Source organism: Snodgrassella sp. M0351, assembly GCF_016100575.1.
GTDB classification, from domain to species: Bacteria; Pseudomonadota; Gammaproteobacteria; order Burkholderiales; family Neisseriaceae; genus Snodgrassella; species Snodgrassella alvi.
In genome coordinates this window covers 1,429,381-1,443,558 of the sequence record NZ_JACFSG010000001.1, presented here as the reverse complement: position 1 = coordinate 1,443,558, position 14,178 = coordinate 1,429,381, and the positions used below count along the sequence as shown (strand labels likewise).

The 14,178-nt window shown below is 40.9% G+C and carries 18 protein-coding genes; 10 read left to right on the top strand and 8 right to left on the bottom strand.

The window, feature by feature from the left end; all coding sequences use genetic code 11:
* Positions 1 to 51 precede the first annotated feature (51 nt).
* The 3 genes from H3V01_RS06365 to H3V01_RS06355 all read right to left on the bottom strand — a co-directional run bounded on the left by H3V01_RS06365 (position 52) and on the right by H3V01_RS06355 (position 1,153).
* A complete protein-coding gene (locus H3V01_RS06365) occupies positions 52 to 339 on the bottom strand; it encodes a hypothetical protein (RefSeq protein WP_198186293.1) in 288 nt (95 codons plus the stop codon).
* The gene (locus tag H3V01_RS06360) at positions 336 to 752 is read right to left on the bottom strand and encodes a phage holin family protein (RefSeq protein WP_198186292.1); all 417 of its coding nucleotides are present in this window, start codon (positions 750 to 752) and stop codon (positions 336 to 338) included. Before H3V01_RS06360 ends, H3V01_RS06365 begins: the two co-directional genes overlap by 4 nt.
* An 86-nt stretch (positions 753 to 838) precedes the next feature.
* On the bottom strand, positions 839 to 1,153 hold the full coding sequence (locus H3V01_RS06355) for a DUF883 family protein (RefSeq protein ID WP_025331163.1): 315 nt from the start codon (positions 1,151 to 1,153) through the stop codon (positions 839 to 841).
* 222 nt (positions 1,154 to 1,375) lie between these two features.
* Here H3V01_RS06355 and H3V01_RS06350 point away from each other — a divergent pair, with 222 nt between their 5' ends.
* From H3V01_RS06350 to H3V01_RS06325, 6 genes are all read left to right on the top strand, one after another.
* A complete protein-coding gene (locus tag H3V01_RS06350; RefSeq protein WP_198186449.1) occupies positions 1,376 to 2,239 on the top strand; it encodes a phosphoribosylaminoimidazolesuccinocarboxamide synthase in 864 nt (287 codons plus the stop codon).
* Between the two features lie 577 nt (positions 2,240 to 2,816).
* Positions 2,817 to 3,614, top strand: a complete 798-nt coding sequence (locus H3V01_RS06345) for a polyamine aminopropyltransferase (RefSeq protein WP_198186291.1) — start codon at positions 2,817 to 2,819, stop codon at positions 3,612 to 3,614.
* A gap of 64 nt (positions 3,615 to 3,678) precedes the next feature.
* Positions 3,679 to 4,014, top strand: coding sequence for a (2Fe-2S) ferredoxin domain-containing protein (locus tag H3V01_RS06340; protein ID WP_198186290.1), 336 nt, complete (start codon positions 3,679 to 3,681; stop codon positions 4,012 to 4,014).
* A gap of 5 nt (positions 4,015 to 4,019) precedes the next feature.
* Complete coding sequence (locus H3V01_RS06335) at positions 4,020 to 4,655, top strand: alpha/beta hydrolase (protein WP_198186289.1); 636 nt, start codon at positions 4,020 to 4,022, stop codon at positions 4,653 to 4,655.
* Positions 4,656 to 4,841: 186 nt separating this feature from the next.
* Positions 4,842 to 5,720: a helix-turn-helix transcriptional regulator gene (locus H3V01_RS06330; RefSeq protein WP_198186288.1), complete on the top strand. Its 879-nt coding sequence runs from the start codon at positions 4,842 to 4,844 to the stop codon at positions 5,718 to 5,720.
* 10 nt (positions 5,721 to 5,730) lie between these two features.
* Positions 5,731 to 6,588: an FRG domain-containing protein gene (locus H3V01_RS06325; protein WP_174832039.1), complete on the top strand. Its 858-nt coding sequence runs from the start codon at positions 5,731 to 5,733 to the stop codon at positions 6,586 to 6,588.
* Between the two features lie 148 nt (positions 6,589 to 6,736).
* Here H3V01_RS06325 and purM read toward each other — a convergent pair whose 3' ends face one another.
* From purM to rpsP, 5 genes are all read right to left on the bottom strand, one after another.
* Complete coding sequence (gene purM, locus H3V01_RS06320) at positions 6,737 to 7,771, bottom strand: phosphoribosylformylglycinamidine cyclo-ligase (RefSeq protein ID WP_198186287.1); 1,035 nt, start codon at positions 7,769 to 7,771, stop codon at positions 6,737 to 6,739.
* 382 nt (positions 7,772 to 8,153) lie between these two features.
* The gene (gene rplS / locus H3V01_RS06315) at positions 8,154 to 8,519 is read right to left on the bottom strand and encodes a 50S ribosomal protein L19 (protein ID WP_025331156.1); all 366 of its coding nucleotides are present in this window, start codon (positions 8,517 to 8,519) and stop codon (positions 8,154 to 8,156) included.
* Between the two features lie 13 nt (positions 8,520 to 8,532).
* On the bottom strand, positions 8,533 to 9,279 hold the full coding sequence (gene trmD, locus H3V01_RS06310) for a tRNA (guanosine(37)-N1)-methyltransferase TrmD (protein ID WP_025331155.1): 747 nt from the start codon (positions 9,277 to 9,279) through the stop codon (positions 8,533 to 8,535).
* A complete protein-coding gene (gene rimM / locus H3V01_RS06305; protein WP_078475139.1) occupies positions 9,279 to 9,791 on the bottom strand; it encodes a ribosome maturation factor RimM in 513 nt (170 codons plus the stop codon). Before rimM ends, trmD begins: the two co-directional genes overlap by 1 nt.
* Before the next feature lie 16 nt (positions 9,792 to 9,807).
* Positions 9,808 to 10,056, bottom strand: a complete 249-nt coding sequence (gene rpsP / locus H3V01_RS06300) for a 30S ribosomal protein S16 (protein ID WP_025331153.1) — start codon at positions 10,054 to 10,056, stop codon at positions 9,808 to 9,810.
* A gap of 405 nt (positions 10,057 to 10,461) precedes the next feature.
* Between rpsP and H3V01_RS06295 the strand changes: the two genes are divergently transcribed.
* The 4 genes from H3V01_RS06295 (at position 10,462) to groES (ending at position 14,174) form a co-directional block, all read left to right on the top strand.
* Positions 10,462 to 11,421 carry an acetyl-CoA carboxylase carboxyltransferase subunit alpha gene (locus H3V01_RS06295; protein ID WP_025331152.1) on the top strand — a complete coding sequence of 320 codons (960 nt, stop codon included), beginning with the start codon at positions 10,462 to 10,464 and terminating at the stop codon, positions 11,419 to 11,421.
* The gene (gene tilS, locus H3V01_RS06290) at positions 11,399 to 12,712 is read left to right on the top strand and encodes a tRNA lysidine(34) synthetase TilS (protein WP_198186286.1); all 1,314 of its coding nucleotides are present in this window, start codon (positions 11,399 to 11,401) and stop codon (positions 12,710 to 12,712) included. Before H3V01_RS06295 ends, tilS begins: the two co-directional genes overlap by 23 nt.
* A gap of 80 nt (positions 12,713 to 12,792) precedes the next feature.
* Positions 12,793 to 13,389, top strand: coding sequence for a sigma-70 family RNA polymerase sigma factor (locus H3V01_RS06285; RefSeq protein WP_025331150.1), 597 nt, complete (start codon positions 12,793 to 12,795; stop codon positions 13,387 to 13,389).
* Between the two features lie 497 nt (positions 13,390 to 13,886).
* Positions 13,887 to 14,174, top strand: coding sequence for a co-chaperone GroES (gene groES / locus H3V01_RS06280; RefSeq protein WP_025331149.1), 288 nt, complete (start codon positions 13,887 to 13,889; stop codon positions 14,172 to 14,174).
* Positions 14,175 to 14,178: the final 4 nt, after the last annotated feature.

Genomic DNA, 14,178 nt, shown 5'->3' with positions numbered 1-14,178 from the left:
AAAGCCTCTTACTTGCTGGTAAGAGGCTTTATCTTTATTATCTGTTGTATTTTAACGTATATTGCGGCTAATTTTATTGGCTATCAGAGTAGCCGCTGTTAATACTGCACCCACCAGCAGCTTGTTGCGCCAGCGTTTGGGTTTGTTCGCCAGCTTAAGTGCTAAACCTCCTGCTGGAATTTTATCCACAATATTCAGCGAGCACTGCCATAAACGTGATTTATGGGTATTATCGCCATTCCTGAGCTGCTCTGCGAGTAATTTTAATCTCGTACCTTGTGCCTGTATGTCCAGCAATTCGCGTTGTTGTGCGATATTCAACTTATCAGATTTACTCATGGTCGTCTGTGTTCTCCATTGGCTTCATGCTTGCCGGTGTGTCTGAGATAGCTTAGATCTTCACTCATTGCATCCAATGTTTTTGTCATAAACTGGCTTTGCTTGCGTAACAATTTAATAATTAATATAGTCAGAAGCAGAATCAAAAGTAAAAACAGAATGGCAAGACCAAAAAATACCCATACTTTAGCCTGAGGGGAAAGTACAGTATTCAGACCGAATAATAAACTGATAAATCCCAGAAAAAACATTACTCCGGCAAGTACAACAAGTACCATCAGTACAATAATACTTTGCAGCTGGACAATCGCATCCAGACGCAGCATACGTAAGCGAATCCATAATAACTCAGTGCCGTAAGTCAGCCAGATTTTCAGCTGGCGCAGGTCACGACCAAGATTGCCTATACTCATGGTATATTATCCGTTAAAAAGTAAATTATATTCAGGCAACCGATCGTTAGACCAGATTGCCTGAATGAACTTATGCCGTAAGTTGTTTAGTGTCTGCAACGTCCCAGCAACACTCCGGCAAGAAAGCCGACTGCGGCAGCAACACCCATAGCATAGTATGGTTGTTCATGTACCAGCTCATCAGTGCGTTCTGCTGTAGCACGGGCTTTTTCTGCCAGTGTACTTTCGATATCGCACAGTTTGGATTTGGTATTGCTTAGTTTTTTACGAAACTGATCTTTCAATGCTTTGGCCTGATCAGACCCGTTGTCGCCGGCGTTTTCATATAAATCTTCAACTTCATCCAGTACAGAACGTACTTCTTTCATTAAATCTTTTTTTTGTGAATCAAAATCAGCCATGGCAATTCTCCTTCCAATTGGCGTGGAATTTATCTACGATTTAACATCAGCAACCGGCTTAACCCTTGCAGTACGGCAAACAGACTGTCTGTTGTATTGCAATATCGGTTAAAATAATCATTGGCTGCTAACATTTGTTGCACAATGATTACCTTAGCACAAGGTTATTGATTTGCACAGGTATATTATATTGGCGATTAACCGCTTGAATAGAGGTAGATGATGACTGAGCTGGCGCTGGAAAAAATATATTCGGGTAAAGTACGCGATTTGTATGCAATTGACGAGAAACGCATGCTGATGGTAGCTACAGACCGCTTATCGGCTTTTGATGTAATTTTACCTGAACCTATAACAGGAAAAGGCGAAATTCTTACCCAGATATCAAATTTCTGGTTTAAAAAACTGCAACATATTATGCCTAACCATTTTACTGGTGAAACAGTTTATGATGTGCTGCCACGCCAGCAGGCTGACAAAATTGCCAAACGGGCAGTTGTGGTAAAAAAATTAAGCCCGTTGAAAATAGAAGCTATTGTTCGCGGTTATCTTTCTGGCAGTGGCTGGCGTGATTACCAGCAAACCGGAGCTGTTTGCGGAATTAAATTACCAGCCGGATTGCGTGAAGCTGAACAGTTACCAGAGGTAATTTTTACTCCATCAAGTAAAGCTGCTGTAGGCGACCATGATGAAAATATCAGTTTGTCACAATGTGCTTCTCTGTTGGGAAAAGAACTGTCAGAGCAGGTAAGTGCTAAGGCGATTAAGCTATATTCAGAAGCCGCGGATTATGCACGCAGTAAAGGTATCATTATTGCCGATACCAAATTTGAATTCGGTTTGGATGAGAATGGTGTTTTAACGCTTATGGATGAAGTGCTTACCCCGGATTCCAGCCGTTTTTGGTCTGTAGACAATTATCAGGTTGGTAGCAATCCGCCTTCATTCGATAAACAGTTTATCCGTGACTGGCTGGTAGAGTCCGGTTGGAATAAACAACCACCGGCACCACATATACCGGCAGACATAATTGCCAAAACACTGGCTAAATATGAAGAAGCTCTGCATCTGATTGCCGGAGCATAAAATATTATGAATGGCAGGCAAGCGGTCCTGCCAGTATCATCCTATGTATATCAGCTCATACTTTTTCCGACAGGAATATTGAGTAGTGGGGATGGTTTGCCTGCTTTTATTGCTGATTTAGAGCACTATTATCTGATTGTGCTTTGCTTGTGATTTTGCTTATAACAGCACTAATCAGTCTATTGACCTTATTCTGTATCTGTACTTGTTAAATCTTACAACACAGATAGTTATTAAATTACCTCTTGGATATTTTACAAATCTCATGATAGGTAGTTTGTGATTCAGCAATACAAATGGAAACACCGGATTTATAGGTTGCAGTACCAGAAAATTGATTCAATAAACCATTTGCTATCAAAAGTGACATATTACTTTATAAAACAAAAAATCTGTTATAACTATATAATACACCACCAACTGGCCTCACTGTATTTGCTGTTTATTCCAGTCTTATCAGTGAGGCTAATATTATTTTTAAACGGTTTACTGCTAATCTGATATTGAATATTATCAGACTGCATATTAGCCATCCGGCCAATTGCTACTTTATTGTTATCTGATGACGGAAATTACTATGCCACAACACCCCTATCGTCGTTTACGTCCTGCGCACTATGAGTTACCCGAAGTAGGCATATCCGAATCAGGCAATATACGTTCTCTCCATCTGGGTACGTCTACTATACAAAGTTCTATGAATGTCGATGATCCGGCAGAACTGGTACTATCGTATAGCCGGGCTATGATGGCATGGCTATTGTTTGCCGACAGTATGCCCCGGCATATTACCCAAATAGGTTTGGGCGGTGGCTCATTTGCACGCTGGATAGATGCTTACCTGCCTGATACCTGTCAGACTGCTGTCGATATCAACCCTCAGGTTATCAGCATTGCCCGCAGTATGTTTGAGCTGCCATTTGAGGGCGAAAAATTCGAAATTATTGAAGACGATGGTGCCGAATACATCAAGATACTACGGGGTAATACAGATATCATTCTGGTTGATGGCTTTGATGGTGAGCAGATTATTGACAGTCTGGTTGCTGAACCTTTTTTTGAGGATTGCCGTCAGGCACTGAGTGAGCATGGCATCTTTGTTACTAACTGGTGGCAGGGTGACAAACGGTTTCAGACTTTTGTGCGCCGGTTGCGTAGTGTATTTGACAACAGAGTACTAATGGTGCCGGCTGAAACTCATGGCAATATTGCCGTACTGGCCTTTCAGCAGCCTCCTTCAGTACGTGACTGGGATAAACTGAAAAAACGGGCTGCACAGCGTGCAATTGAATTTAATCTGGATTTGCCTGCTATGCTGGCTTCAGTTAAAGCTCAGCAATCAAACAGTAATCGTGTGCTGACATTTAATGATTAAATATTTCATACTGGCAAAATGGATATTGCCGGTGTGAACAGAAACAAAGAATAAAGGAAAACCCGTGAGTTATTATGCTAAACATCTTTTTGTCTGCACCAATCGCCGAGATAATCCGTGTCGCCAGAGCTGTGGAGACGATGATGTTGGTGCAGATGCAGTTGATTATCTCAAAGGTCATGCTAAGGCCATGGGGCTGATGGGAGTAGGTAAGCTGCGTATCAGTAGTGCCGGCTGTCTTGGGCGGTGTGATGAAGGGCCGGTTATGGTGCTTTACCCGCAGGGGCGCTGGTATACCTATGTAGACGAAAGTGACCTGCAGGAAATATTGGATGAAGAACTGGCAAACGATCGTGTTGTTACCCGATTGTTAATGGATAAACCTGAATGTAATGAGTAAATCTGATGCTGAAGCAACAACCGAACATCTGGATTAACGGGCCGGCAGGACGGCTTGAAACTATTTATTTACCTGCGCAGGGTACCGCATGCGGTGTGGCTGTAATTAATCATCCCAATCCTTTACAAGGTGGGCTGAATACCAATAAAGTGGTACAGACAGCAGCAAAAGCACTTACAGGAATGGGTTTTCACTGTTATCTGCCTAATTTGCGTGGCGTGGGTAAAAGCGAAGGAGAGCATGATTATGGTCGCGGTGAAGTGGCAGACTGCCTTGCCGTGGTTGACTTTGCCCGTGCTCAGCATCCGGAAGTTAGTAAACTGGTATTATCCGGTTTTTCTTTTGGTGGCTATGTAGCCTTGTTCAGCGCGCTCACTGCAAGACCGGATGCCTTATTGCTGATGGGTCCGGCTATAGGTATGTACACTATTGATGCACCCAGTGCCTATAATCCGGCTACTACATTACTGATTCATGGTGAAAAGGATGAAGTGGTACCGTTGCAGAACAGTCTGAACTGGGCTGAAGGGCAGGACTTGCCTGTATTGGTTGTACCCGGTTCCGGCCATTTTTTTCATGGCAAACTGATTTTACTGCGTCAATGGATTGAAAGGCTATTCCCTGCATTATTGACGAAATAAACGATAATATGTCTTTTGCCGGCAATTATCTGATGTTGGCAAAAGGCTATATTTAATTATTACAGTTTTTAATAGAAATATAAGCCATTGCCATTGTTTTAATTAGCTTAAATATGTAAATATAACAATAGAAATATAAATTGTTCACTATTTTATTTAATTAATTTAACTGCTATTCGTACTTATATGGAAAAATTAAAAATTTTAAGAAAATCATGTAATTATACACAAAAATATTTAGCTGATCTTCTGGGGGTAAAAACGAAAGATATAAGTGATTGGGAATCGAATAAATCTCAACCAGAATTAAAAACACTAAGGGATCTTGCGGTAATTTTTGGTACAAGCGTTCTTGATATTTTAAGTAATGACACAGTTTCAACAACACATTGGCAACCATGGCAAAAAGAAAAAATAATTGATTCTTTTTGGGGGCATATTGGCATTCTTTTATGCAATTCTACTAATATTAAATGGTATCCGATTACCTCTGCTACAGCTCAAAGAATTCAAGAAAGCTTGTGTTATGATCAAGATATACATGACCAATTACTTTCTGTTGATACACTAAATAACCACTTCCTTATTATTAATACTAAATCAATAAAAAAAATTTCACTTCTCGATGATTCATGCGGTGCCCCGGAAAATTGGGAAATACCTTGGGATGGATATCAAGGCTTAGGAGCTGAAGAATATTACAACCTTATAGAAGAATATTTTTGGGATGAGGAGTACTTTTATGAGAATACTTCAGAAAAATTACAATTAGTTATTAAGGATTTGATCGAAGAGAATAATTTTACTGAAGAAAATGTTGATGAGATAACACACAATATAAATATTTATTTTTCTGATAATACATCCGAATCCATCTCTATAGAATATGATTCTAAATTTGTTGATACTATTATGGATATTGAATTAGGAGTCAGTAGTAGATTTCGTTGCTTTGAAGATTTAAACGGTGAAAAACATTTTATATCTGAAGAAAATATTGGGTTAATTGATATACCTCTTTATTTATATAAGAAACAGCTTCAGCAATTTTTTGATAATGAATAGGTAATTTATTATGTATACACAACAAGAGAGAAAAGATATTTATATTGGGGAAATATTCGAATTTATTCAGCAAATTTTGGATTTAAAAAAACACAAAAAACATATATTTTATCGCGGACACTCAAGTGAGCGGTATCGCTTAGTACCCTCACTTTTTAGAAAAAATAGTCAAGGTCGTTCTATATATAGTTCGCAAGAACATATTTTATATCGAGAATTGTACATGTCTGAATATAAAGAATTTATCAATGATAGATATACATTAGATAAATTGGTTAGAATGCAGCATTACTCAATGCCGACACGATTACTTGATTTAACTACTAATCCACTTATAGCCCTTTATTTTGCATGTAAATCAAGTGTAGATATGGATGAAGGTATAGGGGAAGTGATTATATTTTTTATAGATGATAAGCATGTCAAATATTATGATTCTGACACGGCGAGCTGTATTGCAAATTTGGCAAGATTATCCGATCAAGAAAAAGAATCAATTAAGTTTAACTTTGATCGTGAACGTTTTAATCAACAGACCAGTATAAAAAAACTTCTTCATTTTATTCGAGACGAGAAACCTTTTTTTGAACCGAGAATTGATAAATACGATTTACAAAATATTATTTGTATTAAGGGAATTAAAAATAATGAAAGAATAACTTCTCAGTCGGGTGTCTTTCTTTTATTTGGTTTAAATGCTAGTTTAGAAGAAATTGGAAATGATTTTATTCAAATCAAAAGAATTAAAATTAAGAATAGAAAAAAAATATTAAACGAACTAGACTTACTTAATATCAATGAAAGTACAGTTTTTCCAGGTATCGAAAGTTCTGCTAGATATATTTCTTTCAAAAATAAAGTTGACTAAAAATTTGAATCTGAACTCGTTATTTTAATTATAAATTTTTAATTGATAGATAATTATATAATTTATTAATTGTAATGAAAAGCTTAGAATAATTAAATTAATTCTAAGCCTTTATATATTAATATTGGAATTAATTTTTAATTACTATCTAATTTACTTGGGTTTGATGTTCATCCCCTTGACGAGAACGAATACGACCTATCTGATAAACAATTTCGCCTTGTTGCTGCAAAAATTTCTGTATCGCATCTGCATCTTCTGCATTCACTACCAAAACCATACCAATACCGCAATTAAAAGTGCGGTACATTTCCTGAGTTTCTACATTTCCAGCTTGTTGCAGCCATTGAAAAAGTTTGGGTAATGGCCATGATTGAGAATCAATGGCTGCAACGGTGTTTTCAGGAAGAATGCGGGGTACATTTTCACTGATACCGCCACCGGTAATATGAGCCATACCTTTGATGGTAAATTGTTTTAGTGCCGCCAGAATAGGTTTTACATAAAGCCGGGTCGGGGCAATGATTGCCTGGCGCAATGTTTTACCCTGATTAAATTCAGCATCAAGTTCAGGCTGGGCACGTTCGATAATTTTACGAACCAGTGAGTAGCCATTGGAGTGAATACCGTTTGAAACCAGACCTAATACAACATCACCTGCAACAATGCTGCGTCCGTTAATTACCTGTTCTTTTTCTACAACGCCAACTGCAAAGCCGGCCAGATCATATTCGCCATCGGGATACATGCCCGGCATTTCTGCAGTTTCACCACCAATCAGTGCACATCCGGACTGTTCACAACCGGTTGCAATGCCTTTAATAACAGCGGCGGCACGTTCAACATCCAGTTTGCCGCAGGCAAAATAATCCAGAAAGAATAATGGTTCTGCCCCTTGCACCAGAATATCATTGACACTCATGGCTACCAGATCAATGCCTACGGTGTCGTGCTGATCCCATTCAAATGCCAGTTTCAGTTTGGTACCTACACCATCGGTACCAGAAACCAGTACTGGGTGGCGATATTTCTGGCTGATTTCAACCAGGGCACCAAATCCGCCCAAATCACCTAATACTTCAGGCCGCATGGTACGCTTAGCAAATGGTTTAATTCTTTCAACCAAAGAATCACCAGCATTAATATCAACACCGGCATCACGATAACTCAGGGACTGGCTCATTTGGTGTGTTTCCTTTGGGTAAGACGAAGCAAGTTAAATTAAGATGGAGTAAACTAAAAACCGGATAATTTTAACATTTTTCACCTTTTGCCGGTGTGTAAATTATTAGAGTTTGTGAGCAGAGGATAGGCGTGGCTGGCATTCACAGATTTGGATTATTTCTGTCAGAGAAATTAATTTTTAAAAATTCAATTATCTATTCAGTATTTTTTATATAACACTATTTCAATAAGTATTTATTGATTATTTCATGCTATTTACAAGCTCTGATATTTTCTGTTTTGCCAGTTTGACCGAAAACATAAAGAAAAAGGCCGAATCTGATGATTCGGCCTGAGTATTAGCTCTGCCGCAGGCAGCTAATAGTAATTGTAAATACTGCTTAGGCTTTACGAGCCGGCAGTTTTTCACGGATACGGGCAGCTTTACCGGTTAAGCCACGCAGGTAGTACAGTTTGGCACGACGTACATCACCACGACGTTTAACTTCGATTTTTTCAACGGCTGGAGAATATAACTGGAATGTACGTTCTACACCTTCACCGCTGGAAATTTTACGAACGATGAAGTTACTGTTCAGACCACGGTTACGACGGGCGATTACAATGCCTTCATAGGCCTGTAAACGGGTACGGCTACCTTCAGTAACACGTACAGAAACAACCACGGTATCACCTGGTGCAAAAGCCGGAATTTCTTTATTCAGGCGAGCGATTTCTTCTTGCTCTAATTGTTGAATTAAGTTCATATTAAGCTTCCTATTATAATGGGATATCCCGTTCCTCTTGTCTGATCGTCTGCAAGAGTCTGGATTCCTCTGGGGTTAATTCACGATCGGCCAGTAAATCCGGACGGCGTGTCAGTGTGCGCCTGAGCGCCTGAGTTAATCGCCACTGTGCGATTAAAGCATGATTACCGCTACGTAGAACGTCGGGAACTGTCTGCTGACGAAATTCTACCGGACGGGTGTAGTGTGGGCAATCAAGTAAACCATTGGCAAATGAATCTTCTACTGCTGAGCGCGTATCGCCAAGTGTGCCGGGTAACAAACGGATTACTGCATCCATTAACATCATTGCCGGCAATTCACCGCCGGAAACCACAAAGTCACCAATACTGATTTCGGTTACTTCGTTGCTGGTCAGGATGCGTTCATCAATACCTTCATAGCGGCCGCACAGTACAATCAAAGCTTTTTCTCTAGCCAGATTTGCTGTCTGTGCATGATTCAGTGGCTTGCCCTGCGGACTCATATAAATCAGCCGTCCTTCGGGACAAGTCTGTCTGGCTGTATCAATGGCTGCCTGTAAGGGCGGAGCCATCATAATCATTCCCGGGCCACCACCAAACGGCCGGTCATCAATATAACCCAATGGGTTATCAGCGAACTGGCGCGGATTAATGGTAGCAAATTCCCATATACCTTTTTGTAATGCACGACCGGTTACGCCACTGCCGGTAAGGGCGGTAAACATTTCCGGAAACAGGGTAATGGCCTGAATGTGCATCAGTAATCACTGCCCCAGTCAACAACAATTTGCTGTTGAGGCAAGTTAACTTCATCAATGTACTGTGAGACAAAGGGAATCAGTTTACGGCCAAAAGCACCATCTACTACCAGTACATCATGCGCACCGGTTTGCATTAATGAACTGACAGTTCCCAGATTTTCCTGTGTACGGTTATGTACCTGCATTCCGATCAGGTCTGTCCAGTAATATTCATTGTCATCGGTTTCGGCAAAGCTGGCGCGGTCTATTTCGATGGTAAAGCCGCGCAGTAATGCTGCGCTGTCACGATCGGTTATGCCGTCAAATCTTACCTGTAATTCATCGCCGCTGATTTTGCTTTCGGCTATGCTTACAGTTTTAATCTGGCCATCTTTACTCAGCTGCCATTGCGGATAGTCGAGCAGGCTATCGGTATATTCAGTATCAGAATGGACTTTCACCCAGCCTTTTACTCCGAACACACCTTTTATATAGCCCATTGCTACCCATTGTGGCTGTGTACTATTCATTTGCTTTACTGCTAAATCAGGCCGCAGCCTTTTGTTCTTTAACCAGCTTGGCAACAGCTTCGCTTAATTGCGCGCCCTGACCAATCCAGTGGTTCAGACGGTCTGCGCTCAGACGTACGCGTTCCTGTTTCTCATTGGCAACAGGATTGTAAAAACCAACGCGTTCGATAAAGCGGCCGTCACGACGGTTGTGAGAGTCTGCTACGACAATGTTATAGAAAGGACGGTGTTTAGAACCACCGCGAGCCAAACGGATAACTACCATAGTGTATTCCTTAGTGAAAAAATCGAAGTAATTTTATTCTGCCAAGATAACAGAAAATCGCTAATTTTAGTGGGTAATTCCTAGTCTTGGCAAGCTGTTAATGCATATTTGTTGCGTATATAGTGTTTCGAATCTGCTTGTTATCGGATGTTTATTTAATTAGCATTGCTGCTGAGGCATGTGGTTTAAGTTGTTGCTATATCTGTTTAAATTGATAGAAAACGCTAAAGTGTGATTCGGATGCGCAGGTGGCTGTAGAGATGTTTTTTTATAATTATATTATATAAATCATATTGTTATTATTATAATCTATAATTGTGCTATCAGGTTTTTATTAATAAGGGCTGCATAGCTTCATTTCTTCGCGTATCATAGCTGATACATGTTTTTGCGGATATTTTAACAATGAAACAGATTTTTTTGGATTTTGAACAACCTATAGCTGAACTGGTACAGAAAATTGATGAATTGCGCTTTGTACAGGATGAATCAGCTGTGGATATATCCGAAGAAATCGCGCGCCTGAAAAAGAAAAGCGACGATTTAACCAAAAATCTTTTTGCCAAACTGACGCCGGTGCAAATTTCGCAGGTATCCCGTCACGCACAGCGTCCGTATACCTTAGATTATATTGATGCTCTGTGTACAGATTTTGAAGAATTGCACGGGGATCGTGCGTTTGCTGACGATGCCGCCATTGTTGGCGGTTTGGCACGCTTTAATGGTGAAAGCGTAATGGTTATTGGTCATCAGAAAGGCCGTGATACCAAGGAAAAAATTCGCCGTAATTTTGGGATGCCTAAGCCCGAAGGATACCGTAAAGCTTTGCGTCTGATGAAGCTGGCAGAAAAATTTCAAATTCCTCTGCTAACCTTTATTGATACACCGGGAGCTTATCCGGGCATCGGAGCGGAAGAAAGAGGGCAGTCTGAAGCCATCGGCCGTAATTTATACGAGCTGGCACGGCTGCGTGTACCGGTTATCTGTACAGTGATTGGTGAAGGCGGTTCCGGCGGGGCTCTGGCAATCGCTGTAGGTGATTACATCAATATGCTGCAATTTTCGACTTATTCAGTGATTTCACCTGAAGGTTGTGCATCTATTCTATGGAAAACGGCTGAAAAAGCTCCGGAAGCTGCTCAGGCTCTGGGGATTACTGCCAAACGCCTGCATGATTTGAAATTAATTGATACTGTGATTGAGGAACCTCTGGGAGGAGCACATCGTAATTATCCGGAAATTATGCAACGGGTAAAATCGGTGCTAACCCGTCAGCTGCAAGATGCTAAAGGCAAACAGTTGTCGACATTGCTAAGCCGGCGTTTTGATCGTCTGATGAGCTATGGTCAGTTCAGCGGTAAGTAAATTATGTGAGAGTATTGCACAACAATGGTCAGCCTCTATGGCTGACCGTTGTATTTTGGCAGTAGGTCTCAGCGGCGGGTTGGATTCAGTGGTATTGTTACACGCGCTGACTCAGTTGCGTGATAGTCTGCCGATACAGATATCTGCAATTCATGTGCATCATGGTTTAAGCAGATATGCGGATGAGTGGGCTGCATTTTGTGAGCAATTATGCGCATTGTGGTCAGTTCCGCTGCAACTGGTCAGAGTAGATGTGCGTGCGGCCGGAGAGGGATTGGAAGCCGCTGCGCGTAAAGCACGTTATCAGGTTTATGCTGATAGTGAAGCTGATGCGGTAGTACTGGCGCATCACAGAAATGACCAAATTGAAACCTTTTTTTTGGGGGCTCTGCGCGGTGGCGGTTTACGTTCGCTTTCAGCTATGCCGGCGATACGTTCATTAACTGAAAATACTGTTATCTGGCGTCCGCTATTGCATTTTTCCCGGCAACAGCTCAAGGCATATGCAGATGCCGCAGGACTTGGGCATATTGAAGATGACAGTAATAGTAATTGTGCCTATTTACGCAACTGGCTGCGTCTGGACGGTTTGCCATACTGGCGCACACATCTGCCACACCTGGATACCCAGATAGAAGCGGCAGTAGAACGTTTACAGGATGAACTGTCCTTATTAAATGAAATAGCTGAAGCTGACTGGACTATGCTGCATGCACAGCAAAGGGGGTTTCAGATACCTTTATGGCGTAATTTAAGTGAATCACGCCGTCGGCAGCAATTGCGTTTATTTACGCAAAAGCATTGTTTGGGAATGTCTACGTCTGCGGCTCTAACAGAATTTGCACGACAGTTGATGGAAGGCAAAACCGGTGCACAATGGGCTTTACCGCATGCACGTGTGGTCTATTATGATTCCAGATTATGGATTGATAAGTATGATGTAAGCGGGCAGTGGCACTGGTATGGATTGTTACCGGTATCCAGTCAGAAACTGGTTACTGCCCGTTATCTGCAATGGAACCGGCATCCTTTTGGTTTGGCGGAAACTGATGCTGCGTGGATAGTGCGTCAGGCAGATAATGAAGATACTATTGTTCTGAGAGGAGGAAGAAAAAAAGTTAGAAAATTATTACAAGAAAGGAAGATCCCTCCTTTTATGCGTGCTGTCTGGCCGGTTTTATGTGACTCAGACAATCAGTGTGTCGCTGTTATTAATGTTGCTGTTGATATTGACAGAGGTATAACTGACGGATGGATGCCAATTATGGAGGACTTGCCTCTAAGGCTGTAAAACTTTAAGGCAGATACTAGATTTATCGCAGATTCAGCTGCTGATTGATGCAACAACAATAATGACTAGAGGATAACAAAATGCATGATGATTCTACCCGGCAGGTGGAAGAGCAGGTGTTGGTGCGAAGGGCTCAGCAGGGTGATGCTCAGATTTTTAGTTTGCTGGTCAGAAAGTATCAGCGTCGTTTAAAACACTTTCTGCGTCGTTTTACTCATGATGAGCAAACAACGCTGGATGTGGTACAGGAAACATTTCTTAAAGCTTATAAAGCTATGCCGCAATTTCGTGCCGGAAGTCAGTTTTATACGTGGCTTTGCTGTATCGGTATGAATACGGCTAAGTCTATGGCAGCTGTTTACGGACGTGAACCGCAAATGATTACTGAGATTATGGATGAGGACGGAGATGAAACTGATGTACTGGAACATTTGTCAGATTATCAGACTCCGGAGGATTTATTACTTAATCGTGAGCTGATTGATGCTGTTGATGAAGCAATTAATCAATTGCCGGCCAATCTGCGTCAGCCGATTATTTTATCAGAGATAAATGGTCTGACCTATGAAGAAATCGCTCAGGAATTAGGCTGTCCGGTAGGTACAGTGCGTTCACGTATTGCACGTGCCCGCGAAACGTTATCAGCCCAGATTGATACCAGATTTGAAAGAAAATAAGTCCCTCTGTAAATTGAAATTCTGATTTTCAGAATTTGGTAAAATAATTCTGGTAATTAAGTTAATCAGCATTATTTGGCATTTCGCCACTTATATTTTAATCTGGTATATATACTTAATATTATGCAAAAAACAGTTTATCTGTAATTAGCAGATAAACTATCTTTTTTCTTGATGTGTTACCTGTGTCCGGAATCTGTCCGGCGGGCTGAGGTAATATATTTGCTCTGTCTCAAATTAATTTATCGGGTCGAACTGGGATGCAGGAGATTTGCTTGTAATTGCAGCTATCTGTCTGTAATGACTAAGATAATTTGTCAAATTTGCTAAGTATTTGTAAGAGTAAGGAAAAAAATTATTTCACTTACTCTTGAATTGCGGCGAGCCAGCCCTACTTTAAGTAACGAATAAATTTATATTTACGCCCCGCTGAAAATGCGGGTTTGTATTAACCAACTTTGCTGTGCCTCGGGCACTAAAGATGTGGAGAAGATAATATGACTATTCGTCCTTTGAATGACCGCGTTGTCGTAAAACGTCTGGAAGCTGAAGAAAAAACTGCTTCTGGTATTGTGTTACCCGGTTCTGCTGCTGAAAAACCTGATATGGGTGAAATAATTGCCGTAGGTAATGGCAAACTGCTGAAAAACGGTGACCGTCAGAAACTGGATGTTAAAGTTGGCGATAAAGTAATTTTCGGAAAATACAGCGGCCAGACTGTTAAAGTAGACGGTGAAGAGTTGCTGGTAATGCGCGAAGAAGATATTTTCGGTATCGTTGAATAAATTA

Bases quoted from the DNA above. Each gene is read 5' to 3' on its own strand.
- H3V01_RS06365 (WP_198186293.1), bottom strand. From the start codon at position 339: ATGAGTAAATCTGATAAGTTGAATATCGCACAACAACGCGAATTGCTG.
- H3V01_RS06360 (WP_198186292.1), bottom strand. From the start codon at position 752: ATGAGTATAGGCAATCTTGGTCGTGACCTGCGCCAGCTGAAAATCTGG.
- H3V01_RS06355 (WP_025331163.1), bottom strand. From the start codon at position 1,153: ATGGCTGATTTTGATTCACAAAAAAAAGATTTAATGAAAGAAGTACGT.
- H3V01_RS06350 (WP_198186449.1), top strand. From the start codon at position 1,376: ATGACTGAGCTGGCGCTGGAAAAAATATATTCGGGTAAAGTACGCGAT.
- H3V01_RS06345 (WP_198186291.1), top strand. From the start codon at position 2,817: ATGCCACAACACCCCTATCGTCGTTTACGTCCTGCGCACTATGAGTTA.
- H3V01_RS06335 (WP_198186289.1), top strand. From the start codon at position 4,020: ATGCTGAAGCAACAACCGAACATCTGGATTAACGGGCCGGCAGGACGG.
- H3V01_RS06330 (WP_198186288.1), top strand. From the start codon at position 4,842: ATGGAAAAATTAAAAATTTTAAGAAAATCATGTAATTATACACAAAAA.
- H3V01_RS06325 (WP_174832039.1), top strand. From the start codon at position 5,731: ATGTATACACAACAAGAGAGAAAAGATATTTATATTGGGGAAATATTC.
- purM (WP_198186287.1), bottom strand. From the start codon at position 7,771: ATGAGCCAGTCCCTGAGTTATCGTGATGCCGGTGTTGATATTAATGCT.
- rplS (WP_025331156.1), bottom strand. From the start codon at position 8,519: ATGAACTTAATTCAACAATTAGAGCAAGAAGAAATCGCTCGCCTGAAT.
- trmD (WP_025331155.1), bottom strand. From the start codon at position 9,279: ATGCACATTCAGGCCATTACCCTGTTTCCGGAAATGTTTACCGCCCTT.
- rimM (WP_078475139.1), bottom strand. From the start codon at position 9,791: ATGAATAGTACACAGCCACAATGGGTAGCAATGGGCTATATAAAAGGT.
- rpsP (WP_025331153.1), bottom strand. From the start codon at position 10,056: ATGGTAGTTATCCGTTTGGCTCGCGGTGGTTCTAAACACCGTCCTTTC.
- H3V01_RS06295 (WP_025331152.1), top strand. From the start codon at position 10,462: ATGAAACAGATTTTTTTGGATTTTGAACAACCTATAGCTGAACTGGTA.
- tilS (WP_198186286.1), top strand. From the start codon at position 11,399: ATGGTCAGTTCAGCGGTAAGTAAATTATGTGAGAGTATTGCACAACAA.
- H3V01_RS06285 (WP_025331150.1), top strand. From the start codon at position 12,793: ATGCATGATGATTCTACCCGGCAGGTGGAAGAGCAGGTGTTGGTGCGA.
- groES (WP_025331149.1), top strand. From the start codon at position 13,887: ATGACTATTCGTCCTTTGAATGACCGCGTTGTCGTAAAACGTCTGGAA.